Raw genomic sequence first — 26,993 nt, 5'->3', positions numbered from 1 at the left:
TATAGTAAAAGTATTCACATTGTCAACTTAATCTGGTTTAATATCCTATAATTCACATAATTTCAATATAACATTATAACATTTTAATAAATTCAACTATATCCTTAGGATAAATGGAATTATTTCTAATTAAGCCTTTATCTACTAAAATTTCATATACGTCTAGCATAGTAGGACGCTTTAAATTTGCACATTTTATTATTTTATCATCCTTAAATATTTGTAATGGTGTTCCATCTGCTATAATTTCTCCATTAGCAAAAACAATAACACGTTCTGCCCAACGATAAGCGAAGTCTATATCATGAGTAGATATTAAAAGTGTTTTTTTCTCTTCTGATAATTTTTTTAAAACTTCTTCAAGCATAATTGAATTTAAAGGATCTAATGATGCAGTAGGTTCATCAAAAATTATAATTTCTGATTTCATTGCAATAATATCTGCAATACTAACTCTCTTTTTCTCACCACCACTTAAATAATGTGGAGGACGATTCTTAAAATCTGTTAAATTCATATATGATAATGCTTCTTCAACTCTTTCTTTAACTTCTTCTTTAGATAATTTTAAATTCATAGGACCAAAAGAAACTTCTGCCAAAACAGTTGAAGCAATTATCTGATTATCTGCATCTTGAAATACAATACCCACATTTTTTCTCAATTCATTAAGTTCTTTTTTAGATATTTTTTTCCCTCTATAAATAATATCACCACTTTTAGGTGTTAAAACTCCATTAATATTTAAAAAAAACGTAGATTTACCTGCTCCATTTGATCCAAGAATGGCTACTTTTTCACCTTCATAAATATCAATATTTACATTTGATAATACAGCTTTCTCATTGTTATATTTATAATTTAAATTTCTCACCTGTAAAATCGCATCATTTGAACTTTCATTCATACTCTCTACTCCTATCTAGTTATTAACCACAATATTATTAAACATATCATATAAATTATCGCTAATACTATTTGACTTATTTCTATATTTTTATCTTCTTCTAAAAAATTCATCTCACCATTATAACATCTAGACTCCATTGAATCATAATAAGCATTTGCCTTTTTTAAAGAAACAATCAAAAGATTTCCTGCTGTACTACCAAAAGAATAACAAGATGTTTTAAAATCAACATATCCTAACCTAGATTGTGCTGAATTTTTCATTTTGCATTGTACATCTAGTAAAATAAATATAAATCTATATACCATATTCATTAATTCAATGATAAGTTTTGGTATATGAAGTTTACGTAAAACAGAAATTATTTCACTAGCTGATGTAGATAAAGTCATCATATACATAGCACTTATTGCTCCAAATGCCTTCATCATAATTTTCAATGTTTTTATTATACTTTCATTTGATGAATATAAATAAAACCAGTGAAAATTCAAATTATATTGTCCTAGTGGTCGTGTTGATATTCCTATAGCAATTGCAATACTACCAAGAATCATAAAAACCATTGGTATAGTAAGTAGATGCAAATATTCCCGAAAATGAATTCCACCTTTGTATATAGTAATAAAAGCCATAGTAAATACAATAGTTAAAGATACATAAAAATTATCTGCAATAATGCAAAATAATAATGTAATAAATGCAAATAATACCTTGAACATAGAATTCCAATGACCTATTTGAGATTGGTATGCATAAAAGTCAATTGAATATATTCCTTCTGAGTGATTATGCGATTTTTCTTTTAATTTAATTTTCATTTTTTCATTCCTATCTCTTAAATTTATTTATTTTCCATTAATATATCCTCCTTTTCATATTTCACATCATAACTATGAAAATTATAATTATTTAGTAATATCATTGTCAAGCAATACCATCATCTCTTTATCATGAAATATAATAATACTTTCTATTACATAACTTACAAGTAATAATTTGTTTTTTAATAAAATAAAACTCTAACTTAAAAGAATTTTAATCCTTAGCTAGAGTTTTTATTTTTGTATTTAATTATTTAGTACTATTTGTTATTATAATTTATAAATTCAAAAAATACTTTTATATGTCCACCGCAAGCCATACCAAGTTTTGCAGAAGCAGAATTTGATAAATCATATTCTTCTAAAATAGATTCTTTTTCTTCAAATAACTTTAATGCCCTTTTATAAACTGAATATTCAACACTTCCACCGCCAACAGTGCCAATAAATTCACCATTTTTCTTTATAAGCATTTTTGTTCCAGGATCTCTAGGCCCTGATCCATGCTTCTCAATTATTGTAGTTAAAATCATTGGTTCATTTGTATTTAATATAGTATTAGAAATATCATCTGGTATAGTACTTATTATTTTTTCATTTTTTATTTGTATTATTTCTGATAAAATACTTACCGCTACTTCTGCTGGTGTTTTTGCTCCTATGCTAAGTCCTATTGGAGTATGCACTTTATCAATGTCTTCTTTTTTATATCCTTTTTCTAATAAACTACTTATTACAAATTGTACTTTTCCTTTGCTTCCAATCATTCCAACATAGTAAAAGTCATTTTTAAGTATTATTTCTAAACACTCTCTATCACATTTATGCCCTCTTGTAACTATAGCAAAATAACTATTTTTATTAAATTCGACTTCTTCAAATGCTTCATTAAAATCTTTACATATAACATTACTTGCCATAGGAAATCTTCCTTTATTCGCAAATTCTTCTCTATTGTCGATTACAGTAACATTAAACTCTAATAAATTTGCCATTTCACATAAAGGTAAGGCAACATGTCCACCACCACAAACAATTAAATTAGGTTTTCCTATAATATACTCTATAAACAATTTTATATCATTATCAAGGTCTAAAACATATGTGCCTTTATTAAAATCTATTTCACTTAAAATTTCATCCCAGAAATTTTTAAGATTATCATTTTCTATAGCCATAAATTTCTTGCTTTTAAATAGTTTTTGTCCTGCTATATTTTTACCATCATATGATCCCTGTATAACAGTTACTATAAATACTTCTTTGTTTAAATTTAACTTTTCAAAAAGATCTTTATAAAATTTTTTCTTCATCACTCTTTTACCTCATATATATTATTGTAGGATATATTAATTAATTCTTCTCTAGTATCTATATCCTTAATTTCTATCTCATTAATAATGGAAATTTTTTCTAAATCATCAAGGTGTTTTTTCATAACTGCTTTTCCTCCAACATCACCTTTTAAATTAAGCAATTCATCAATATATTTTTTTGAAAATATAGTTGGATTACCTAAGTTTCCATTAAACTCAACACATGCCATTCCTTTTTTACTTTCCATGAATCTAAATATCAAATTTTCTATAGTTTGTGCTTTTATAAATGGTTGGTCACAAACCATAAACATATATGCATCTGCTTCAACATCTTTTTTCATTGCAAGCTCAATAGAATGAGATATTCCAAGTTCACTATTTTTATTCATAACAATTTCAATGTTTTTGTTTAACAAAGCTAATTTAATTTCCTCATATTGAGTAACTAAAACTATTTTATGAAAATTTATTTTTAAAACCTCATCTATTACATTCATATACATTGGTTTATTATTAACAATAGTTAATAGCTTATTGCTTCTAAACCTGGTACTATCCCCTGATGCTAATAATATTAAATTTATTTTCATCATATTAATTTTTAACTACACATCTTAATAAATATTTTGTGTAAATTCTCCTTATTATTTTTTATTTAATTTTTTATATCCAATAGTTGCTGCACCAATTGCCCCTGCAAACTGACTTAATTCATTAATTGATACTTTTTGTTTAAGATAACTTTCAAGTGTTGCTCTAAAAACTTCTGAGGATGCGAGTCCACCACTAAAAAATATCTCATCTTTTAAATTCAATTTTTGAGCAAAATTAGCTGTTCGTCTACAAATTGAATGAATAATTCCAAGGGCAATATCACCTCTATGAACATCCTTTGCAAGAAGACTAATAATTTCACTCTCTGCAAAAACAGTACACATACTAGTTATATTTACAGGCTTTCTATCTTTTACAAACTCATCAATATCAGTTATATCTTCCTCTAAAATTCTCATCATAACTTCAACAAATCTACCAGTTCCAGCAGCACATTTATCATTCATTAGAAAATCTACAACATTTAATGATTCATCTAATGAAATAGCCTTAGAATCCTGTCCTCCTATATCTATAACGCCTTTAATACTAGGATTTAGAAATGCTGCCCCTTTTGCATGACAAGTTATTTCTGTAATAGTTTTATTAGCTTCTTTTAATAAATCTCTACCATAACCTGTCGTTATTGTATATTTTACGTTATTAGAGTACAGTTCATTATAGATTTTAGAAATACTTTCCCTCGGTTTTGCTGCTGTTTTTACAAGCATTGTTCTAATAATTGTTTTACCATCAAACAATACACCTTTAGTAGTTGTTGATCCTGAATCAATTCCTAAAGTATATTTACTCATAATTTATTTCCTCATATCTTCTTAACATTTGTATATTGCTAAAACCTAAAGCATCTCTATAAATGCAGTCATTCTAGTATTTAATTGACCAATATCATTAAGAGAAAAGTCAGTTTCAACACTCATATATGGCTTACTTTTTTCATCATTTACAAATCTTTTAACTGATAAAGTCTCAACATTATATGTGTGGCAAGCTGTTAATATCACATCAACTACAGCATCTACTTTATATTCATCAATCATTTTATTAAGAAGTTTAATTCTATTTGGATTAGGAGTCATACAAGAACATCCAATAGATAAATATTTACGTGCAAGAGCATCATAAACATCTGGATTTTCTTCATCTACTAATTCATCAACGGCTTTTGCAACACTACAATTTTCAAAAGCAACTACATAAGCTCCATTATCTTCAATTGCTTTAATAACCTTTTCGGTTGCACCACCAATAGGACATCCTGTTATTAATATACGAGGTTTAGATTCATATTTCTTTTCAGCTTCATATTCAGAATTAATCTTTTCAATTACCTCATTAATTTGCTCTGGAATTTTTTCTTTATCAAAGCTAAATGTTGTTCCATTTATAACTTTAAACAGGTCTTGTCCTAATATTGCGACTGGTTCTCTTTTTCCTAATTCATAAAATTTCTTTAATGCTTTACGTTCATTATTTTTTATTTTTATAGCTCTTTTTATATCATCTTCTGTTATTTCTACATTAAACATTTCTTCTAAAGATGACTTTAATCTAATAATCTCATTTTTCCATAATTCTAATCCATCTTCACGTTGAGAATTTGGAAGCTCCATAACATGTACTGGTTTAAATTCTGAAAGATATTCATACATTTTCTTTTTTCCATCGCAAGTTGTTTCTCCAACAATTAAATCTGAAAAGAAAAAGAAAGGACATTTATCAGTCTTAGCAAAACCATAACTAGATTTTATTAAAGGACATAAATTACGTGGAAGATCTTGCTCTGCAGCAGCAATAGTTTCATCAGATGTTGAACATACTGAAACAGTAGCTGCCCCCATAGCTAATCCTAATTCCTGTGGAAAGTAAGTACAAAATGCTCCAATTAAAGGTATATTTTTATCTTTAATTTCTTTAGCCTTAATAAATGCATTTCTTCTTCCTTCTGCAAACTCTTCAAATATTTCTGGTAAATTTTTCTGTAATTCCATAATACCCTCCATTTATTTATAATGTTTTTTAATATTTTGATATTTTAAAAATTAGATTATAATCATTTTAGGATTTCCAAGTTAAATTACTCACTCTATTTTTGTTTATGCATATAACAATACACTACAAACATATCCAAATTATTTAATAATTATAGGCTTTTCACTCTTATCCAGTACTTGACCTATTATCCTAGCATATGGAGTGAAATTTTCCATTCTTGACAAAAATTCTTTTGCATGTTTTTCTGGAAGTGAAAGTAATAACCCTCCTGATGTTTGTGGATCTATCAATACATCTTGTAACTCTTGTGATATATTAGCCCCTACTGCAAACTTATCTTTTAAATAATCAAGGTTATTGTACATACCCTCAGGTATAATTCCCATTTTTGCATAATCTAATGCTCCATCTATAATTGGTACAGATTTACTAAAAAGCTCTATCGTCTTTTTACTTCCACTCGCCATTTCATAACTATGACCAACAAGTCCAAATCCTGTAACATCAGTACATGAATGAATCTCTAATCCTAAAGTACATTCCTTAGCATACTTATTTAATGTAGACATTATTGATGTAACTTCTTTAATTTTCTTTTCATCTATTAATTCTGCCTTTGCCGCAGTATTCATAATTCCAATTCCTAAAGGTTTAGTAAGTACAAGTACATCTCCAGTTTTAGCATTGCTATTTGAAAGTATTTCTTCTGGACGTGCAAATCCACTTACACAAAGTCCATATTTAGGTGTTGGATCAGCTATAGTGTGCCCGCCTGCAATTACTGCTCCAGCTTCTTTTACCTTATCGTAACCTCCTGCAAGTATCTCACGCATAATTGATATATCTAAACAAGAAGGAAAACAAATTAAATTCATTGCTATTGAAGGATTTCCACCCATAGCATAAACATCACTAAGGGCATTAGCTGCTGCAACTTGTCCAAAAGTATATGGATCATCTACCATTGGCGGAAAAAAATCTACTGTTTTTATCACTACCGTATCATCATTAATTTTGTATACACAAGCATCATCACTTGTATCAAATCCTACAATTAAATTTTCATCTTCAAACTTAGGTAAACTACTTAATACACTATGAAGAACTCCCGGTCCTATCTTAGCTGCACACCCTGAATTTTTAGTTAAACTCGTAAGTTTTATATCATTTGACATATAGTCTCTCCCCCTTACTTATTACTTCAAAGTATTTTTCTGATTTTGGATCATGTTTTAATGTAATGTTAATACATTAAAGTACTCAATCTACTCTACTTATGTATATATCAACACACTTCTAAAAACTTTCCTAATGCTATAAAGTAATAACTTTTGATGATGCTTTCATATAATTAGATATTTCATACATGTTACTTACTTTTCCAACTTTCAATTCTTCTTCTAATCCATAGAAGTTAAGGCATGTACCACAAACTAATATTTCAACACCTTTTTTTTCTAAATCTTTTAGATGCTCTACAACTTGTTCATTTAATGCTGGTATTTTTACTCCTTCATTCATAAATAAAATTGATTTTGGTAAATCATCAGATTCTGTCATTGTATAAAAATACATCTTCATAAGAGACTTTCCAAGCTCTTCACTTCCAGAACCTATAATTTCTTTTCCAATAAATATTGACCATTTACTTAATTTATCCCTTTTAATTTCTTCTATTATTTCATTACATTCTTCACAGATTTCTGATTCATTATTATCTGCTTCACCCTTAAAAAAATGTACTTTAAATATTCCATTAACTTCTTGGGATTTTATTTCAAAGCTCATACTATTTCCTAATTTCTTTAGATTCTCATTAGCTATGTTATTATCAACTTCAACTACAAAATTAACATTTCCATTATCAATTTCCTTCTTAGCCATTATTACAGGTATTGGACAATTCTTTCCCTTTGCATCAACTATTTTATTCATAATAATCCTCCTAAATATACTCTTCTAAATTTGCTTTTTAGTATTCTTAAAGTAAATTTCTAAGTCTGCTTTATGTATGCAAATATCAACATTCTACTAAAACTTAAAATTACTCAAATGCAGAATTGCTTCTAAAACACCTCCGCCTATTGATCTAGCTTTATCTGAAATTGTAAAACAATGATTTTTTTCACATCTTGGATCAATATCTCCACTTTTCATTCCTTTAAAAACATTAACATCTTTTTGAAGCATTCCACGTACTATACCATCCAATTTTGCAAAAACTGGAGTTTCATTAACATATGCTACAATATCACCTTTTTTCACATAATCTCCTATCTTTGATATAGGTGTTATTTTTCCATCAGTTGTAGCTCTTATTATTCTCTCTTTACTAAAACCACCTACTTCACCTGGAACTCCTGTATTAGGTATAGCACTTCCCTTATATATCGCTTTGCCTAAATAATGACCTCTTTTTGTTTCAATAACACAATGACAATCAATTCCTGCTGTAAATCCTGGACCTAAAGCGATTACAATATTTGCATCATCAATCTTTGTACCTAAATTTTTCTTAGCTATAATAGCATCAATTATTATTTCAGGCTCAATTTCATCTATTATCTTTGCTTTTTCATCAACTAAAACTGCTACTCTTCCTTCTTCAACAATCTTATTTATGTCTTCTTTATTTGAAGCAAGCACTGCTGTTATCCCTTCAACCTCTACTTTTTCATCATAAACAACTTGCGAAAAGGCTACTGTTCTTCTTACTGTAGTTGGCTGTGAAATTTCTGTCATAACTATATCAAATCCACATTTTTTTAACCTAGTGGCAACTCCAGTTGCCAAGTCTCCAGCACCCTTTATTACTATCATAGTTCCATACTCCTTTTAATATTTATAAACTATATACCTTAAATTTTTATGAACTGATTTAATTACTCAGTCCACTTTTTCTTATGCATATATCACATTCCGTTAAAACTTTATACTTTTAAATATCACCTTTAAAAGTTGTGAATATTAATTCATTAATTCCTAGCTTTAAAAATTCATTAAAAATATTCTTAGCTATATTTAATTTTTCTTCATCGTCCACTTTATTTACAATCACTTTATAATCACACTTAACATTTTTCTTTTGACCTTTTTCACTTGATAAAATCTTAGCTATACCTTCTTCATTGATTTTATGTTCTTCATCTACATTTAAAAACTCTGTAACTAATTCTTTTCTATGACATATTTCTTTAATACTTTGACCTACTGCATCAATACCACATACCCCTATAACTAAATTACTTTCTTCTAGTATTACCGGTTCATGATTTGCTGGCATTTTTAATGGCAATCTTTTTGCTCCATCTGCTTCTATCAATAAAAAATCACAATATTCTATTAGGTTTTTAGTAGATTCAATTGAAAAGCCTTGTATTTTTTCTCTACCTTTATTTTTATCACATATAGTATTTTCTTTACGAGTTAGATTTCTATATTTATCCTCATCAGACTTCTTAATACATTTTTGTCCTACAGTAATCATCTTTTCAGTATTTAATAAATTTAAAATGTCATTCTCTTTATCTGTTAAAACAAAATTTTTTTCAGGCATCTGCATATGAGTTGTAGTCGTTATAATGACCTTCTTACCTAATTTAATTAATTCAGATCCTAATTCATATATTGAACTTGTCTTACCACCACCGCCAACAAATGAAATTATCATTTTTTTATTAATATCTATATTTAAGGCTTGTATTAGCGATGTTACATTATCTATTTTCATATTCTTGCATTTAAAAATTTTCATATTATGTTAACTTATCTCCTTTATGCAGTTTTAAAATGTTAAACTTTATTATGTTAACTTACTATATTCCATACTAACAAACTATAACTGGACCAAATTTTGTATAAGCAATTTCAAGTTTTTTATTGTAGATTCTTTCCATCAAACTCACAAATTTTTTCTCATACCCATTAACTTTACAATCTATAACATCAACTATTTCATTAGAACTTAATATAACTATCTTATCTGCATATCTTAGTGCTAAATTAATGTCATGTACTGTAATTAAATTAATTAGATTATTTTTTCTTATCAAATCACTGATAAATTTAAAAAATTCATGCTGTTTTACATAATCTAAAAAAGTATTTGGTTCATCCAAAAGTATGATATTAGAATTTTGAATAAATATTCTTGCTAAATAAACTAGCCTTCTTTCTCCACCACTTATTTCACTTATATACTTATCTTTTAAATATTCTATATTTAATTTTTTTAAAATATCTTTAACTAATTCATGATGCTCTTTACTTGGCATATCAAACATTCCAAGGTATGGTGTAATCCCCATAAGAATTACATCTTGTACACTATAATTCTGGCTTGTATGCAAATTTTGAGGAATGTAAGATATTAATTTTCCTCTCTCTTTATTCGAAAGTTTTAATATATCCTTATTATCATAAATTACTTCACCAGTAGTTCTTTTCATAAGTCCAATCATAGACTTTAATAAGGTAGTTTTTCCAGCTCCATTTAATCCTAAAAGTATTGTAACTTCACCTTTATTAAGTGCTAAATTGATATCTTTTAGTACTGTTTTATTTGAATATTTAACAGTTAAATTATTTATTTCTAAATCGTTTTTCATCTAATAGTATTTTCCTTTCGATTAAGAATATAAACTAAAAATGGTGCACCAACTAACGAAGTTAATATACTAACTGGAATTTCTACTGAAGTTAAACTCCTTGCAATAGTATCTGCTATTATAAGGATTGTTGCTCCAACTACCATAGTTAATCCCATAACCTCTGATATATCATCTTTAGCATAAAACTTTACTATATGAGGTGCTAGTAAACCTATCCAGCTTATAATACCTGCTACTGAAACTACAGTTGATACTAAAAGAGTTGCTGAAAATATAGCAATTATTCTAATAACCTTAACATTTACTCCTAATAGTTTTGCTTGGTCATCTCCCATAGTAAGTACTTTTAATTTCCATCTTAATAAAAATAATATTATTGCTGATATAGTTGTTAATATAAATACATAAATCACACTTTTCCATGTGCTATTATAAAACCCACCCATTAACCAAAAGTCTATTGATGGCAATTCTTTATATGGATCTGCTAAATACTTTATTATCATTAAAAATGATGATGATATTGCACCAGTTACAATTCCCGCTATAATAAGAGCTAATATTCTATTACTTCTCATTTGCCTAGATAACAGCAATGAGAAAATAACTGCCCCTATTCCAAAAACAAATGCCATTACTTGAATTATTATTGGCGAAAAAGGTAAAAATACTATGGCAATTGCTGCACCTAGCGAAGCTCCTGAACTTACGCCAAGTACATCAGCAGATACTATAGGATTTTGAAAAATACTTTGATAAACAATTCCGGATAGTGCTAATGCAGCTCCACTTATTGAAACTAATACTACCCTTGAAAATCTTATGTTCCATATTAAATTAAATTCTAATGAATGAGATTGTCCATGTAACATGGTGTTTATTATATCTATTGGTTTAATATGGTATCTACCTATTAATAGAGAGATAATTATTAACAACAATAAAACAATACTGCTTATCACTTTGGAATATTTTAAATTCATATTCCAATATCCTTATTATCTACTTCTAAATTAAAGAATTTTTTATAAAAATCTTTTGCTGTCTTTTCAAATTCTTCTGTTGAATATTTATCTGGATTAATATTATTTGTCATCCAAAGAATACCTAGAATTGATGATGGAGTTGGATAATCCCAAGGTTCTATTACTGATGGAATAACAAAGACTTTCTTATTTTTTATTGCATTCACGTCTTTTAATCTTTCATCATTAAGAACATCTTCTACATTATATTTTGCGTATTGAACTATATAAATTATATCTGGATTATAAGCTAACAATTGTTCAGCTGATATATTTACCCAATGACCATCTTCAAGAGATGAAGTTACATTATTTCCACCAGAAGCTTCTATCATATAATTTTGGTACATTTTTGATGTACATGTTCTTAAAACATTTGCACTTCCTGATAAATAAACCTTAGGTCTATTAGTATTATTCTCATTTATTTTCTTTATTTTTTCTAAATTATCTTCGTAATATTTTACTATTTCATTTGCTCTATCTTCTGTATTAGTAGATTTGCCCAAAAGCTTTACACAATTTAAAAATGAATCTAATGACTCTGGTTCTACAGCTATAACTGGAATATTAAGTTCTTCAAACTTTGGAATCATTTCTTTAGTTCTAGTTGGAATTATAACTAAATCTGGATTTATCTTTGCACATTCTTCTACATTTACACTTTTAGCTGAACTAACTTGTGGCTTATCTAAAAATTCTGGTGCAATCCTCCTATAAAGTTCTCTAACCTTAGGGTTCATTTCAACACCTGCAAGTTTATCTTTAAGGCCTAAAGCTAACAAAAGTGAGGTTGTAATAGGATAACTTGAAACTATCTTATTTACGTCACTTTTTATCTCTACTTTTCTTCCTAATTGATCTTCAACAGTAATAGTTTTATCCACATTACTTGTTACTTCTTTACTTTTTCCACATCCAATAAAAAAAGTTGTTATTAATATAAATGCTAGTATTACTGATGAAACTTTTTTTAATTTTCTCATATGGTACCCCTTCCTTATTTGTATTTTAATTACATTATTACATATTTATTCTTATGTTCCCAGTATAAATTTTGCAATTATGTATAAAATATGATTTATTTTTCAATATATTTTATTTTTAATCAAACCTAATATAAATAAAAATACTAGGTTTGATATAAACTTTTATTTTTTGTAATTTGATATTTATTAATTTTCTATATTTACTATAATCTAAATGTAAATTTATTATAGTTAACTTTTTATTTTACACTCCTGTCTATCTTTTAATTTAATATGATTATCATCATCACAATTATCACTAAAATTACTTTCAGCCTCACCATAGTTTAACCATGCATTTAAAACTATCGCAACTATTGAACCTGAAACTATTCCACTTCCAAAGATTGATTGTACAAATTGAGGTGTTTGAGATAATAAAGTTGGTACAGCAGTTATTCCTAATCCAACTGCTAAAGAAGTCGCTACTATCAAAACATTAGAATTTTTTTCCAAATCTATATCAAGTAACATTTTAATACCAGCAACAGCAACAGTACCAAACATTATTGTAGTAGCACCACCAATTACAGGTTGAGGAATTATAGTTGCTAAAGCTGCAAATTTAGGTATAAGTCCTAATGCCATAAGTATGATACCTGAAGCAACTACTACAAATCTGCTAAATACTTTACTTAATGAAAGTAAACCAAGATTTTGATTAAATGTTGTATAAGGAAATGAATTAAATATGCCACCTAAAATAGTTGCAATACCTTCTGCTCTTAGACCTTTTACAATATCTTTCTCATTTAATTTCTTATCACAAAGCTTAGAAACACCTAAAAATGTACCTGTTGACTCAATCATAACAACCACCATAACTAATGTCATCATGAATACTGCACCAGCATTAAATTTAGGAATACCAAAAGTAAATGGTTTAACAAAGCTTATCCATTTAGCTTCTGAAACAACTGAGAAGTCTACCATTCCCATAAATGCTCCTACAATTGTTCCGAGAATAATACCATTTAATACAGCAATAGATTGAAAGAAACCTTTTAAATATTTATTAGATATAAGAATAACTAACATTACAAAGATAGAAAGAAGTATATTACGTACACTACCAAAATCAGTTGCATTAGCACCGCCACCGCAACTAGTAATTCCAACATTAATCAAAGATAATCCAATAATTGTTACAACTGAACCAGTAACTACAGTAGGAAAAAATTTTAATAGTTTTCCATATAAAGGAGCTATTAGTATTACAACTATAGCTCCAACTATTATTGATCCATAAGCATAATCCATACCAAGACTTTTACCAATAATAATTAAAGGACCTACTGCTGCAAATGTACAACCTAATATTACTGGTAACTTAATACCTGCAAAATTACCAATACCTATAGCTTGAAGTAAAGTTGCTATACCACAAGTAAACAGATCTGCAGCTACTAAGAGTGATAGTTGTTCCGGACTTAAGCCTACAGCAGCTCCAATTATTAGTGGAACTGCAACAGCTCCTGCATACATAGCTAGAACATGTTGTAAGCCAAAAGTTGCTAATTGACCAATAGGTAACATTTCATTTACTTTATCAACTGTTTTGGTGTTATTTTCTGATGACATTAAAAATACCTCCTATAAACTTATTTATATACATTTAAGTAATATATTTTTTAGAATATATACTCATCTATAAGTAATCTAAGCAAACCGTAGTAATCTTCCTTAGTGTCAATATTCCAAATAACAAATTCATCTTTCACCAAAAACCTTTATATTGTCCTTACTGCTTTTATCTCTTGCATATTTAATTTTCAATCTATATTAAAAACTTTCATCTTAATTATTTTTGTAAAGATTTCTTAGTTGCATTAAATATTTTTTGATATCCTGTACAACGGCATAAATGCCCTGAAATCTCTCTTTTTATTTCAGCATCAGTATATTTTTTTCCACTATTAACAAGAGCTGTAGACGTTAACACTAGTCCTGGTGTGCAAAATCCGCATTGGACAGCACCTTCATCAATAAAAGCTTGTTGAACTTTTGATAATTTGCCATCCTTTTTAACACCTTCAATTGTTACGATACTCTTTCCATTTGCCCAAACTGCCATATATATACAAGAATCAGTAGGCACTCCATCTATTAATACAGTGCAAGCCCCACACTCGCCAACATGACATCCACACTTTACACCTGTACAATGTATTTTATTTCTTAAAACGTCAAGTAAAGATTCTCTTATATCAACTTCTAATGCATAAGATTTATCATTTACTATCATTGATATTTTTTTCATTTTTGCATTACTCATTTTCTTTTTCTCCCTCTATTTCTATAGTCTTTTTTATTCCTCTTTTAGTTAACTCTTTAATTAGATGCTCTCTAAAATCCTTAGATGCACGCCATGAATTTCTTGATTTTGATGAGTTTACTGCAAGCTTAGCAATCTTTTCAATATTTTCTTCAGTTATTTCAAGTCCTTTAGCATAAGTTTCAGCTTCACTACATCTTATTGGAGTTGGAGCTGATACTCCTAATGCAATCCTTAAATCTTTAAACTTGTCATTTTCAATTAAAGATACAACTGCTACACTGACCATAGCTATATCCATAGCTTTTCTATTACTAAACTTTATATAATGACCTATTAAGTTCTCATAATCCTCTTTTTTTATTATTAAATGAGTTAATATTTCATCAACTTTTATATCTACTTTACCTGGTCCTTTATAAAATTCCTGTATAGGAATAATTCTTTCGCTATTTTTACTTTTTAATTTTAATTTAGCATTCAGTGAAAATAATGCTGGTGCACTGTCTGCTGAAACAGCACCATTACAAACGTTTCCACCAATGGTAGCCATATTTCTAACTTGCGGTCCTCCCATGGAAACCGCACCTTCAGCCAGAACTTTTATGTGTTTTTGTACAATATCATCTCTAAATATCTTTGAGAATGACGCCATTGCACCAATTTCTATTGATCCATCTTCTAACATTCTAATTTCATCAATACCTTTTATTCTCCTAAGGCTCAATAATTCTGCATCTTTCATTCTATGATGATGCAATTTTATTAAAACATCTGTACCTCCTGCTATTATCTTAAGTTCTTTATTTTTATCTAATAATTCCAATGCATCTTCTAAATTTTCTGGCTCTAATATCTCCTTAATATCAAACATTTTAAGTCCTCCTTAAATTACACTAATCCAACTTCCTTAAATTTTTCAAAAACAGATTGTGGATTCATCGGTATTTTATTAAATGACACTCCTGTAGCATCTAAAACAGCATTACGAATTGCTGGTGCTGGTGAAACTGTTGTGTTTTCTCCAATAGACTTTTGTCCAAATCCACCTGCTGGTTCATATCTTTGAATAAAAGCTGAACCAATAGTCGGAGTATCCATTATTGTTTGTAATTTATAATCTAAAAGGTTATTATTTAATGGCTTACCAGTCTTCTTATCGAATAACATTTGTTCTGATAAGGCATATCCAAGTCCCATACTTACTCCACCATGAACTTGTCCCTCAGCTAACATAGGATTCATAATCATACCAGAATCATGAATATTATATATTTCCAAAACTTCTATTTTACCTGTTTTAATATCAACTTCTACTGCTGCAAATGTAGCACCATAAGCTATTGCATTAACTCTAACATTAACTGATGTATCACTAGTTATAGGACAACATTTAATCCTATCATAATATGATTCCATAGCAATTTCCTCAAGTGAACATATTACTCTACCCAATCTTTTTTCAACAATTTGGCAATCTACAATATCTAATTCACTAGCTTCTAAACCACATTTACTACTTGCAAATGCTAATACTTTATCTCTAACTTCTAATGCACATTTTTTAACTGCAGCTCCACTTACAAATGTTTGTCTTGATGCATATGAACCAGTATCAAAAGGAGTTATATCTGTATCTTGATTTGAAATTACATGTACCATATCTATTTTTAATCCAAGAATTTCTGCTACCATTTGTCCAAAAACTGTATCACTACCTTGTCCTATTTCAGTTGCTCCTATTTGCAATTGAACTGATCCATCTTGATTCATTACTATTCTTGCTCCAGCAGGTTCTAATGCTACTGGATGAGTGCCTGTGAAATAACTAAAGCAAGCCATGCCTACGCCTCTTCTTTTATCTCCACTTTGATTCTTATATTCTTTCTTTTTCTCATCCCATTTAATTAGTTCTTTTCCTTTTTCAATACATTCTGGTAATGCAAATGCACGAACTACATTTTTACTAAGAGGTTCAACATAACCTTCAGTAATAAAATTTTTAATTCTAAATTCTATAGGATCCATATTAAGAGCTCTACAAATATCTTCTATATGACTTTCTAGTGCATAGCACATTTGAGGTGCTCCATATCCCCTCATTGCACCTGCTGCAGGTAAATTTGTATAAACTGTTGTAGGGCTATATTTTATTGAATTAAAATCATATACGCCTCTAAATTTTCCTCCAGCACTCAAAGCAACAGAATGACCGTGAGATGCATAAGCCCCATTATTTATAAGGTTTTTTATATCTAATGATATTAATTTTCCATCTTTTGATACTGCTGTTTTAAATTTAATTTTCATAGAATGTCTTGTCCTTGTATCAATAAAACATTCTTCTCTATCTAATGTATATCTTACTGGTCTTCCATCTACAGCAAGAGACATAGCGGCCGTTAATGGTTCAATAACTACATCTTGCTTATTTCCAAACCCTCCACCAACATAAGGTTTAATAACTTTTATCTTACCCCATTGGATTCCTAATGATTGTCCAACAATTCTTCTTACAATATGAGGAATTTGAGTTGAAGAAACTATTACTATACGATCTTCACCATCTACGTAAGCATAAGTACTATGATTTTCCATATGGCAATGTTGAACTATACTTGTTTCAAAATTTCCTTCAAATATTCTATCTGCCTTTTTTAAGTCTTCTTCTACATTTCCAATTTCTGATCCAAAAGAACTTAAAATATTATTAGGTCTTTCTTCATGAATTATTGGCGCATTTTCTTTTAAAGCATCTTCACTATCTACTATTGGTTCAAGAACTTCATAATCAACCTCTATAAGTTCTAAAGCTTTTGCTGCCACTATTTCATCTACAGCTATAACAGCTGCAATGGCATCTCCAACAAATCTAGCTTTATTAGTAAGAATTAATCTATCCTCTATATCTCTATGACTTGGATCTAATGACCATGGATGACCAGCCGTAGCAAATTTAATTTTGGGTAAATCTTCATGTGTAATAACTGCTTCTACCCCTTCTAATTTCTTTGCCTTACTAGTATATATATTTTTAACTATGGCATGAGCATAAGGACTTCTTAAAACTTTTCCTACAAGCATATCGCTTATAAAAAAGTCATCTACATACTTTGCTTTACCAGTAACTTTAGCCATAGCATCAAATCTAATTATGCTATTTCCGACTATATTATTTGTCATATTACACCTCCATAAAATTTACATAGCATAGAATTATATTTTATTGCTATATTTTAACATAGCTTCAAATAAAATGTACTTGTTTATTGGAATATTTCAATATCATAATATATTTTTTGTAATACTCCTTTTAATACTAGTATGTAGCATATCTCATGCCAAAATTAAATTTATAGTTTTTTCGTGCTTTTGTACTAAATTTCTATTATTTATTAATTAATTTAAATATATTTTTTTTGATATAATAAAAAATTTTTAGCAAATATAAGTAATTGTTTACACTATTATTTTTAATTTTAATTTTTATCATATATATTATTATCATTTTGGTAATTTTAAATTATTAAATTACATATTATTAGCTGTAAACTCTTTGTTATCATTATCAAAACGATAAATTAATTTATCGTTTTGATAATACTAATTTTATAAACTTATTTTAATTAACAAATTAGGAACTTCGTATTTCATTTTAAAACACCATAAATACACAAGTTTCAAATAATAGAGTGTTAAATTAAAATTTAATTTTAAAATATCAAAAGCTACTTTATGGCATAAAATTTGCTATTAATGTTAATTAATTCTAGTTTACATCTAAAGAGAGTTTTAATAAAACTCAATCATATTATGGAGGATGTTCAAATGCAAAAAAAAGATATAATGGATTTATGTGTGAAAAAGTGTAAAGAAGGCATGTTGAATTTAGAAGGTGGACCTTTTGGTGCTGCAATTGTAAAAGATGGAGAGATAATAGCTCTTGCCAATAATACAGTTATTAGTACCAATGATCCCACAGCTCATGGAGAAATGAATGCAATAAGACAAGCCTGTAGCAAACTATCTACATTTGATTTAACTGGGTGTGAATTATATACAACATCTGAGCCATGTCCAATGTGTATGTCAGCAATAATATGGGCTAACATATCAAAAGTTTATTATGGTTGCACTGTTAAAGATGCGGCTGATATAGGATTTAGAGATGAGCATATATTAAACTTCCTAAAGGCTGACTGCACTGATAAAAAAGTTTTAGATTTAGAACAAATCGATAAATCAAATTGCATGGCTGCATTTAAAATGTGGATAAATAATCAAAATAAAACAAGCTATTAATACCTCTTAAATAAATTAATTAAATAAAGCCATAAAAAATAAATACCTATTTAGAATAAGAGGTTGTCTCAAATATATTTTGAGACAACCTCTTATTTTAGCTATCAGTGATTTTATACTATATATTGAATTATTTCTTCTAATTAGTGATACTTAGTCATAGTTTTAGATATTATTTAAATCTACCTTTGATCTTTTAATAAATTTACCATATCCCTTTTCCCCGATAAATTTATTATATTTAACTATTATTTTACCACGTGAAATAGTTATTACTGGATAGCCTTTTACCTTTATCCCTTCATATGCAGAATAATCTACATTAGAATGTAAATTAGAGTTTGTTAATGTAACTTCCTTTTCTGGATCAATTATTACTATATCTCCATCTGAACCTGCCTGTATAGTCCCTTTTTTAGGATATAATCCAAACATTTTAGCTGGATTTGTACAGCATAACTCTACAAATTTATTTAAGCTAATTCTCCCTTTCATAACTCCTTCTGAAAACATAAGTGGAATTCTTTCTTCTATTCCCGGAGCCCCATTAGGACATTTAGTAAAATCATCTTTTCCCTTTTGCTTATCTTTACTAAGAGAAAATGGACAATGATCTGTTGCTATTGTTTGTATATATCCGTCATTAATTCCTTTCCATAACTTTTCTATATCATCTTTAGATCTTAATGGAGGACTAATTGTATATTTTAATGCTTCCTCGTTTGGAAGTTCATATTTACTTTCATCTAATAGTAAGTATTGAGGACATGTTTCTGCATATACTTTTTCTCCTCTTTCTCTTGCCATTTTTATATAATCTAGTCCTAATCCTGATGATAAATGAACTATATAAAGTGGTGCATCTTCTACTATCGATGCCATATTTATCATTCTATTAATAGCTTCTGCTTCACTTTCAGCTGGTCTAGTTAAAGGGTGATACTTAACACTCTTAAGTCCATTACTAACGTACCTCTCTCTTAAAAGTTTTATACTTCCATGATTTTCACAATGAATAGTTGCAATACCTTGCAATTCTTTTAACCTATTTAATACTCTAAGTACACCTTCATCATCAATCATATAATCATAAGTTAAATAAAGTTTAAAGCTAGGTACTCCTTCTTCCTCGACTATTTTTTCCATCTCATTAATAATATTATCATTTACATGTTGAATAACACCATGAAAACTATAATCTATTACTGCATTCCCTTTTGCATACCCATGATAAACATCGATTTGATGTTTCAAATTACATCCTTTAGGACCAAATCCCATATGGTCTACAATAGTTGTTGTTCCTCCACATGCAGCCGCTACTGTCCCTGTATAAAAATCATCATTTGCAACAGCAATTCCTACATCTAAATTTAAATGAGTATGAACATCTACTCCACCTGGAATAACATATTTACCTTTAGCATCAATTATTTCATCTGCTTTTTTTATAATGTTAATACCAATTTCCTTTATAATACCATCTTCTATATAAATATCTCCTTCATAAATATCACTAGCAGTTATTATTGTTCCATTTTTTATTAATAAGGACATATTATCACCTCACTTAATTTTTCTCTCTATATCAATTATATTTCTTTGCTTTCACTAAATATACAGTGTAAATTACAATGCTTATTATCATACCTAAAACATATGAGTTATCATAAAAAATTTTAAGTGGTGAAACTCATCTTTATTATTTTTTTGCTTTCTTATAAAAAGTATTTTTTAGTGGTAGTTCTGTTCTAAATATTCCATCTAATTTATAATAAGCTCCTTGTGCTGCTGGTGCTGTTGGAATACAGGTAATTTCCCCAACCCCCTTTGCTCCAAAAGATAACTCTTGTGTATTTTTTTCTATTATAATAGGAGTAATTTCTGGCACTTGGGTTGCTCTTAAAAGTCCTAATGTTCCAAATTTAACTTTAGGAACTGAATTTTCTATTATATAATCCTCTGTTAATCCATAGCCCAATCCCATTACAACTCCGCCTTCAATTTGTCCTTCTACATTCTTAGGATTTATTGCCTTTCCTACGTCATGAGCTGCAACTACTTTTTTAAGTTTCCCTTGTTCATCAATAACAACAACTTGAGTTGCATATCCATAAGCAACATGGCTTACTGGATTTTCTTTAGGACTACCCATTTTATCTGTAACCCCTAAATATTCTCCAAAAAATTCTATTCCTTCTAATTCTTTTAATGTTTTTCCTTTTAATGCTTCCTTTAATTTTAATGCTGCAATTCTTGTAGCTTCTCCTGTAAATACTGTTTGTCTTGAAGCTGTTGATGTTCCTGAATCCGGAGTTATTTTTGTATCAGGAGTTTCATAAACTATTTGTGAAGCTGGAATTCCTAACACTTCACCAACAACTTGTACTACTACCGTTCCTACACCTTGACCCATACAAGCTGCTGAAGTCCTTATATGAACTTTTCCATCTATTACTCCTACTTTACATCTTCCTGTATCGGGTAATCCAACACCAATACCTGCATTTTTAAATGCACATGCTATTCCAGCATATTTATTGCTGTAATAAAAATCTTTAACAGCTTCTAAAGTTTCAACTAAAGCTGTACCCTCATCAGCAATTTGACCATTTGGAAGAACCTGACCTGGTCTTATTGCATTTAACATTCTCATTTCAAATGGATCTATGCCTACCATTTCTGCTAACTGATTTAAGTTACATTCAGTTGCAAATGCTGATTGAGTTACTCCAAACCCTCTAAATGCTCCTCCTGGAGTATTATTTGTATAAACAGCAATTCCATCTACAACCATATTTTGATAATTGTATGGACCTGCTGCATGAGTACATGCTCTTTGAAGAACTGGTCCTCCAAGAGAAGCATATGCTCCTGTATCTGCTATTATTTCTGCTTTCATTGCAGTTAATTTTCCATTTTCATCACATGCTGTTGTAAATTCCATTTCCATAGCATGTCTTTTGGTATCAACTATTATACTTTCTTGTCTTGTAAGACACATTTTTACTGGTTTTTTAGTAATATATGCAAGTAGTGCAGTATGATGTTGACAGCTCATATCTTCCTTACCACCAAATCCTCCACCTACATATTTTGAAATAATCCTTAACTTATCTTCTCCTAAATTTAATAATGAACCTATTTCCCTAAAATCATCATATATACTTTGAGTTCCTGTATAAACTATTAATCCATCTTCTCCATCTGGAACTGCAACTGATGCCTCTGGTTCTAAAAAGGCATGTTCAGTAAATGGAACCTTAAATTTATTTGTAACAACATATTTAGAATTCTTTATAGCCTCATCAGCATTTCCCCTTACTAAATGTTCATGAACTAGAATATTTCCACCTTCATGTATTTTAGGAGCGTTAGATTTCATTGCTTCTTCTGGAGATGATATCGGTTTTAATTCTTTAAAATCCACTTGTATATGTTTTAATGCTTCTCTTGCAATTTCCTCAGTTTCTGCTGCAACTAAAGCTATTGCATCTCCAAGATATCTTGTTTCTTCTCCAACCTTTATTAAAGCTGGAGTGTCTTTTTTAAGGTGTCCTAAACACCTTTTTCCTGGAATATCTTCTGCTGTTACAATTTTAATTACCCCTTCAATTTTTTCTGCTTCAGATATATCTATACTCTTTACTAATGCCCTAGGATATTTACTTCTTAAAGCTACACCATAAAGCATTCCTTCAATTTTTATATCATCTGTATATTCTCCTATTCCCAAAGCTTTATCTTTAGCATCAACTCTTGCCATAGGTTCTCCTACTAAACCTTTACATTGAACTTTTGGAACCTCTTTATTTTCTCTAAATATTTCAGCAGCCATCATAATAGCTTTTTCTATTTTTACATATCCTGTACATCTGCATATATTTCCAATTAAAGCCTTCTTAACTTCTTCCATTGTTGGCTCTAAATTTCTATTAAATAAAGCCTTTGCACTAATAACCATTCCGGGTATACAGAATCCACATTGTACTGCACCAGCCTCAGTAAATGCATAGGCAAATACTTCTCTTTCTCTATCTGTGAATCCCTCTATCGTTGTTATTGTCTTACCATTTACCTTTTCTGTAGTAAGAACACATGCTTTAATAGCCTTTCCATCAACTATAACCATACATGTTCCACATGCACCCTCTGAACATCCATTTTTTACAGATGTTATGTTACAATCATCTCTCAAATATTTTAAAAGCTTTTTATTTTCATCAACACTTTTTTCCTGTCCATTAAGAATGAATTTAAACAATCTTATCACTCCTCATAATTCAAATTTTAAATATTACCCATTTTACTTTTTATCTTATAATTTATAACTAACTTCCACTTTAAATTGCTATTTTTATATTTAGTTTTACTGATGTATTTCTACTGGTTCGTTACCTATATATACATCCTTAATTTTATTAACTACTGTTTCTTCTTTATTCTCATTTCCTATTACATTAAAAAATATATTTAATAAAATTGCAGATATACTTCCTGTAGTTATCCCACTATGAAAAATTGTTTGCACCCATGTTGGAAAATTATCATAAAACGTTAAATTAGCTAATGGTATCATTGAAAGTCCTATACTAACAGCAACTATTACTGAATTTTTATTTCCATCGAAATTCACTTTTGATAGTGTTTTTATTCCTCCAACTAGAACCATTCCAAACATTGCAAATCCCACACCACCTAGTACTGGCTTCGGTATAGCACCCATCGTTGCAGCAAATTTTGGTGTAAAGCTTAATATTAAAAGAATTATTCCTGCATAAATGCCTATAAATCTAGATTTTATATTTGTTAATCCAACAAGACCTGTATTCTGAGCAAATGGTGTAATTGGAAAAGTATTAAATATACCTGCCAAAAATGTTGAAATACCATCTCCTGCTAAACCTTTCCTTATATTTTCTTCAGTAACTTCCTTGTCTGTTATTTCATGTATTGCTATCATGTTTCCAACTGATTCAGTCATTAAAACAAGCATTATTAGAATCATAGAAATTATTGCTGATATATTAAATGTAGGCATTCCAAATTTTAAAGGTACATTTAAACTAAACCAAGCTGCATCTTTAACTTTACTAAAATCATCCATTCCGAAGACCATAGCTAATAAAGTTCCTATTACTATAGAAAAAAGTATTGCTGCACTATTCCAAATTCCTTTTATATATTTAAATAACAATAGAGTTATAACTAGAACTGCTAATGCTAATCCCACCTCTTGCGTAGTTGCTGGTTTGGCTATTCCTCCAGTTATCCATTTTATGCCTACTGGCATTATAGAAATACCTATTACTAACACAACTGTTCCTGTAACTACCTTTGGAAAAAATTTTATTAATTTACCAAACACAGGTGATATAATAAAACAAAATAATCCTGCTATAATTACTGATCCAAAAACAGTTGTCATTGCCAGATGCTTATCACCATGAGCTCCTGCAATAATTGCAAGAATTCCAGATACTGCCGCAAAGCTTGTACCTTCTATAACCGGTATTTTAGCTCCTGCAATATTTTTTAGACCACACCCTTGAATCAGAGTACCTATTCCAGCCATAAATAACCCTGCATTTATAAGAAAAACTATCTCTAAATCATTTAAACCTGCTGCTTCTCCAATCATAAGTGGAACAGCTACTGCACCCGCACACATTGACATTACATGTTGAAGTGAAAATATCCATGCCTTTGAAAAAGGTATTTTTTTATCAACTGCAGGTATTAAATTAGCCCCATCCTTTTCTCTCATACTTTCAAATCCCTTCAATTAATTCTATTAAAGTTAATCTCATTATATTTTTCTATATTTAATAAATATCTCATAATCCACTTTTTCGCCTATGATAACGTTATCTTATGTAATATCTAAATTTACACCATTATAAAAAAAATCTAAAATCTCTCACTATAATTAACTGTTTTTATATTTTCACCTTACTACTATCTGTATTTTTAACTGTAATATAAGAACTACCTTAAATTTTACTTATTTTTGATGTTCATTTTATTACTAGTAAGTAGCATATTTCATGCCAAAGTTAGATTTGATTTTTTCGCGTTTTTACACTAATTTTCTATTATTTATTAATTAATTTAACCGTATTTTTTCTTATCTAATGAAAAATTTTGAAAATTTAAGTAATTGTTTATATATTCATTGAAAATTTAAATTTTCAACATATATATTTTTATCATTTTGGTAATTTAAAATGATCAAATTGCATATTATTCTATAAGATATCTATTAAAATTATCAAAAAGATAACATTTTTATCACTTTGATAATTTTAGCTTTATAAGTGAATTTATGTATTAAGAAATGTAAAAAGGTATGTTAAATTTAGAATGTTTAATAATTAAGGCACATGAAAGATAATAAGTCATTAGTAAAAGGACTTATTATCTTTCATGTGCCTAATAATTTTTAGTATCTTTATTATTCATCAAGTATTTTGTTAATTAATGTGCTTTTTCCGCACTGTATTTTTCCTGTAATTAATATATTTTTATACATAGTTAAATTCCTATTATAATTAATATGATGAGGTAGATATTCCACCTCATCATATTAATTATAATGTAGCAATTACTTCTATTTCTACTGGAGCGTCCATAGGTAATTTAGCAATTTGCACACAACTTCTTGCGGGGAAATTTTGTGTAAAAAATTTTGCGTATACTTCATTTACAGCTGAAAAATCATTTAGATCTTTTACAAAAACTGTAGTTTTAATTACATTGTCAAGATTTGTTCCTGCGTCTTCCAAAATAGCTTTACAATTTTCTATACTTTGCTTAGTTGCCTTTTTTATTTCTGTTTCTAATACCTTTGTCTTTGGATTTATAGGTAATTGACCAGATGTATATACTAACTTATCTATAATTACTCCTTGTGAATATGGTCCAATTGCTTCTGGTGCATTTGGTGTATTAATTATTTTCTTCATAATAAATTCTCCTTTTACTTTTAATTATATTGCATTGATAATGCATTTTTAGGACATCTAGTTACACATAATCCACATCCAAAACATTTCTTACTATCAATGATTAGCTTATTTGAAACTTCTATTGCATCATATACACAACTTGTTTTACAAATCCCACATTTTATACAAACATCTTCTTTTACAGTAGGTGCTATTGACTCTGTTCTGAAGTTTCTTTCCTCACATTTTTTATGAGCAAGTCCTATTATCTCATTTACATCTTTATATCCATGACTATCTAAAAAGTCGTTTAATTCCTTAGCAATTTTTCCATAAATACTTGGTCCTTTTAAAATAGCTTCTGTGCATACTTGTACAGATTGTGCTCCTGCCATTAACATTTCAGCAGCATCTCTTCCACAAGTAATTCCTCCTACTCCTATTATTGGTATCTTTATTACCTTAGAAGCATCATAAATATTTCTAATAGCTACTGGTTTTACTGATGAACCTGATAACCATCCATATCCTGTTTGACTTCCCATAATTGGATATCCTGTTTCCACATCAATTGCCATACAAGGTCCTACTGAATTTATCATTACAAGTCCATCTGCACCTGCATCTTCTAATGCTTTAGCTATTTTTTGAATATCTGTATGAGGACTCATTTTCATAAATACAGGACAGTCAAGTGCTGCTTTTGCTGCTTTCATTGCATCAACTATTGGAGCAATATCAGTTCCAACATAATGAGTTGATAGCTCAACAGCATCTGCATATGGTTTTACTAAAGGTGCAACTTTTTTTATTTGATCTGCAGTATATCCCATACTAATTATCATTGGTACTCCAGCTTCTTTTGCTCTTTTATATTCTTTTTCTATCCATTGCTCTTTTGGAAGTTCTGACCAAAGTTCTGTATTTAAAAAACCTGCATTGGTTTTTGCCATACAAGGTCTTGGAACATCTGCTGGCTTTTCAGATATTGTTTTTGTAACTAATCCACCAGCACCTCCCTTTACTGCTAAAATACATAATTCTCCATCCTTTGCACCAGGTCCCGCTGCTGTGAATATTGGGTTATCAAACTCCATTCCGAGTATATTAACTTTTAAATTTGCCATAATACTGTTCCCCCTA

Annotated in this window: 23 protein-coding genes; 1 reads left to right on the top strand and 22 read right to left on the bottom strand. The window is 29.0% G+C overall.

Features of this window, described 5'->3' with window-relative positions:
* Nucleotides 1-73: 73 nt before the first annotated feature.
* The 17 genes from NG901_RS11370 to xdhA form a co-directional block, all read right to left on the bottom strand.
* Nucleotides 74-907, bottom strand: coding sequence for an energy-coupling factor ABC transporter ATP-binding protein (locus NG901_RS11370; protein WP_252214634.1), 834 nt, complete (start codon nucleotides 905-907; stop codon nucleotides 74-76).
* Between the two features lie 11 nt (nucleotides 908-918).
* Nucleotides 919-1,731, bottom strand: a complete 813-nt coding sequence (cbiQ, locus tag NG901_RS11365) for a cobalt ECF transporter T component CbiQ (protein ID WP_252214631.1) — start codon at nucleotides 1,729-1,731, stop codon at nucleotides 919-921.
* Nucleotides 1,732-1,994: 263 nt separating this feature from the next.
* The gene (locus NG901_RS11360; RefSeq protein WP_252214628.1) at nucleotides 1,995-3,047 is read right to left on the bottom strand and encodes an XdhC family protein; all 1,053 of its coding nucleotides are present in this window, start codon (nucleotides 3,045-3,047) and stop codon (nucleotides 1,995-1,997) included.
* Complete coding sequence (locus NG901_RS11355) at nucleotides 3,047-3,646, bottom strand: nucleotidyltransferase family protein (RefSeq protein ID WP_252214625.1); 600 nt, start codon at nucleotides 3,644-3,646, stop codon at nucleotides 3,047-3,049. The genes NG901_RS11360 and NG901_RS11355 overlap by 1 nt, the downstream gene beginning before the upstream one ends.
* Nucleotides 3,647-3,697: 51 nt before the next feature.
* Nucleotides 3,698-4,462 carry an acyl-CoA dehydratase activase gene (locus NG901_RS11350; protein ID WP_252214622.1) on the bottom strand — a complete coding sequence of 255 codons (765 nt, stop codon included), beginning with the start codon at nucleotides 4,460-4,462 and terminating at the stop codon, nucleotides 3,698-3,700.
* Nucleotides 4,463-4,507: 45 nt separating this feature from the next.
* Nucleotides 4,508-5,659 carry a double-cubane-cluster-containing anaerobic reductase gene (locus tag NG901_RS11345; RefSeq protein WP_252214620.1) on the bottom strand — a complete coding sequence of 384 codons (1,152 nt, stop codon included), beginning with the start codon at nucleotides 5,657-5,659 and terminating at the stop codon, nucleotides 4,508-4,510.
* 141 nt (nucleotides 5,660-5,800) lie between these two features.
* Nucleotides 5,801-6,838 (bottom strand): selenide, water dikinase SelD, encoded by a 1,038-nt coding sequence (gene selD, locus NG901_RS11340; RefSeq protein ID WP_252214618.1) that lies wholly within the window; start codon nucleotides 6,836-6,838, stop codon nucleotides 5,801-5,803.
* A 139-nt stretch (nucleotides 6,839-6,977) separates the two neighbouring features.
* Nucleotides 6,978-7,598, bottom strand: coding sequence for a sulfurtransferase-like selenium metabolism protein YedF (gene yedF, locus NG901_RS11335; protein WP_252214616.1), 621 nt, complete (start codon nucleotides 7,596-7,598; stop codon nucleotides 6,978-6,980).
* 96 nt (nucleotides 7,599-7,694) lie between these two features.
* Nucleotides 7,695-8,483: a selenium-dependent molybdenum cofactor biosynthesis protein YqeB gene (gene yqeB / locus NG901_RS11330; protein WP_252214614.1), complete on the bottom strand. Its 789-nt coding sequence runs from the start codon at nucleotides 8,481-8,483 to the stop codon at nucleotides 7,695-7,697.
* A gap of 118 nt (nucleotides 8,484-8,601) precedes the next feature.
* On the bottom strand, nucleotides 8,602-9,417 hold the full coding sequence (gene yqeC / locus NG901_RS11325) for a selenium cofactor biosynthesis protein YqeC (protein ID WP_252214612.1): 816 nt from the start codon (nucleotides 9,415-9,417) through the stop codon (nucleotides 8,602-8,604).
* Nucleotides 9,418-9,490: 73 nt separating this feature from the next.
* Nucleotides 9,491-10,270 (bottom strand): ABC transporter ATP-binding protein, encoded by a 780-nt coding sequence (locus NG901_RS11320; protein WP_252214610.1) that lies wholly within the window; start codon nucleotides 10,268-10,270, stop codon nucleotides 9,491-9,493.
* Nucleotides 10,267-11,256, bottom strand: coding sequence for a FecCD family ABC transporter permease (locus NG901_RS11315; RefSeq protein ID WP_252214608.1), 990 nt, complete (start codon nucleotides 11,254-11,256; stop codon nucleotides 10,267-10,269). The genes NG901_RS11320 and NG901_RS11315 overlap by 4 nt, the downstream gene beginning before the upstream one ends.
* Complete coding sequence (locus NG901_RS11310; RefSeq protein ID WP_252214607.1) at nucleotides 11,253-12,284, bottom strand: ABC transporter substrate-binding protein; 1,032 nt, start codon at nucleotides 12,282-12,284, stop codon at nucleotides 11,253-11,255. Before NG901_RS11310 ends, NG901_RS11315 begins: the two co-directional genes overlap by 4 nt.
* Before the next feature lie 234 nt (nucleotides 12,285-12,518).
* Nucleotides 12,519-13,907 carry a nucleobase:cation symporter-2 family protein gene (locus NG901_RS11305; protein ID WP_252214605.1) on the bottom strand — a complete coding sequence of 463 codons (1,389 nt, stop codon included), beginning with the start codon at nucleotides 13,905-13,907 and terminating at the stop codon, nucleotides 12,519-12,521.
* Between the two features lie 220 nt (nucleotides 13,908-14,127).
* A complete protein-coding gene (gene xdhC, locus NG901_RS11300) occupies nucleotides 14,128-14,601 on the bottom strand; it encodes a xanthine dehydrogenase subunit XdhC (RefSeq protein WP_252214603.1) in 474 nt (157 codons plus the stop codon).
* Nucleotides 14,594-15,475: a xanthine dehydrogenase FAD-binding subunit XdhB gene (gene xdhB / locus NG901_RS11295; RefSeq protein ID WP_252214601.1), complete on the bottom strand. Its 882-nt coding sequence runs from the start codon at nucleotides 15,473-15,475 to the stop codon at nucleotides 14,594-14,596. The genes xdhC and xdhB overlap by 8 nt, the downstream gene beginning before the upstream one ends.
* Nucleotides 15,476-15,492: 17 nt before the next feature.
* Nucleotides 15,493-17,784: a xanthine dehydrogenase molybdenum-binding subunit XdhA gene (gene xdhA, locus NG901_RS11290; RefSeq protein ID WP_252214599.1), complete on the bottom strand. Its 2,292-nt coding sequence runs from the start codon at nucleotides 17,782-17,784 to the stop codon at nucleotides 15,493-15,495.
* Nucleotides 17,785-18,429: 645 nt separating this feature from the next.
* Here xdhA and NG901_RS11285 point away from each other — a divergent pair.
* Nucleotides 18,430-18,903, top strand: coding sequence for a nucleoside deaminase (locus NG901_RS11285; protein WP_286673938.1), 474 nt, complete (start codon nucleotides 18,430-18,432; stop codon nucleotides 18,901-18,903).
* Between the two features lie 165 nt (nucleotides 18,904-19,068).
* Here the strand turns inward: NG901_RS11285 and hydA are convergent, their stop codons facing one another.
* The 5 genes from hydA to NG901_RS11260 form a co-directional block, all read right to left on the bottom strand.
* Nucleotides 19,069-20,460 carry a dihydropyrimidinase gene (gene hydA / locus NG901_RS11280; RefSeq protein WP_252214596.1) on the bottom strand — a complete coding sequence of 464 codons (1,392 nt, stop codon included), beginning with the start codon at nucleotides 20,458-20,460 and terminating at the stop codon, nucleotides 19,069-19,071.
* A 145-nt stretch (nucleotides 20,461-20,605) separates the two neighbouring features.
* Nucleotides 20,606-23,167, bottom strand: coding sequence for a selenium-dependent xanthine dehydrogenase (gene xdh, locus NG901_RS11275; protein WP_252214594.1), 2,562 nt, complete (start codon nucleotides 23,165-23,167; stop codon nucleotides 20,606-20,608).
* A 105-nt stretch (nucleotides 23,168-23,272) separates the two neighbouring features.
* Entirely contained in the window at nucleotides 23,273-24,670 is a 1,398-nt protein-coding gene (locus tag NG901_RS11270) for a nucleobase:cation symporter-2 family protein (protein WP_252214592.1), read from the bottom strand.
* Nucleotides 24,671-25,493: 823 nt separating this feature from the next.
* Entirely contained in the window at nucleotides 25,494-25,868 is a 375-nt protein-coding gene (locus NG901_RS11265) for a RidA family protein (RefSeq protein ID WP_252214591.1), read from the bottom strand.
* Between the two features lie 20 nt (nucleotides 25,869-25,888).
* A complete protein-coding gene (locus tag NG901_RS11260) occupies nucleotides 25,889-26,977 on the bottom strand; it encodes a 4Fe-4S binding protein (protein WP_252214590.1) in 1,089 nt (362 codons plus the stop codon).
* Nucleotides 26,978-26,993: the final 16 nt, after the last annotated feature.

It is taken from the genome of Clostridium sp. CMCC3677, assembly GCF_023845585.1.
Taxonomy (GTDB): domain Bacteria; phylum Bacillota; class Clostridia; order Clostridiales; family Clostridiaceae; genus Clostridium; species Clostridium aquiflavi.
Note: the sequence above shows the minus strand (reverse complement) of the source record. Positions and strands in the feature narration are given on the sequence as shown.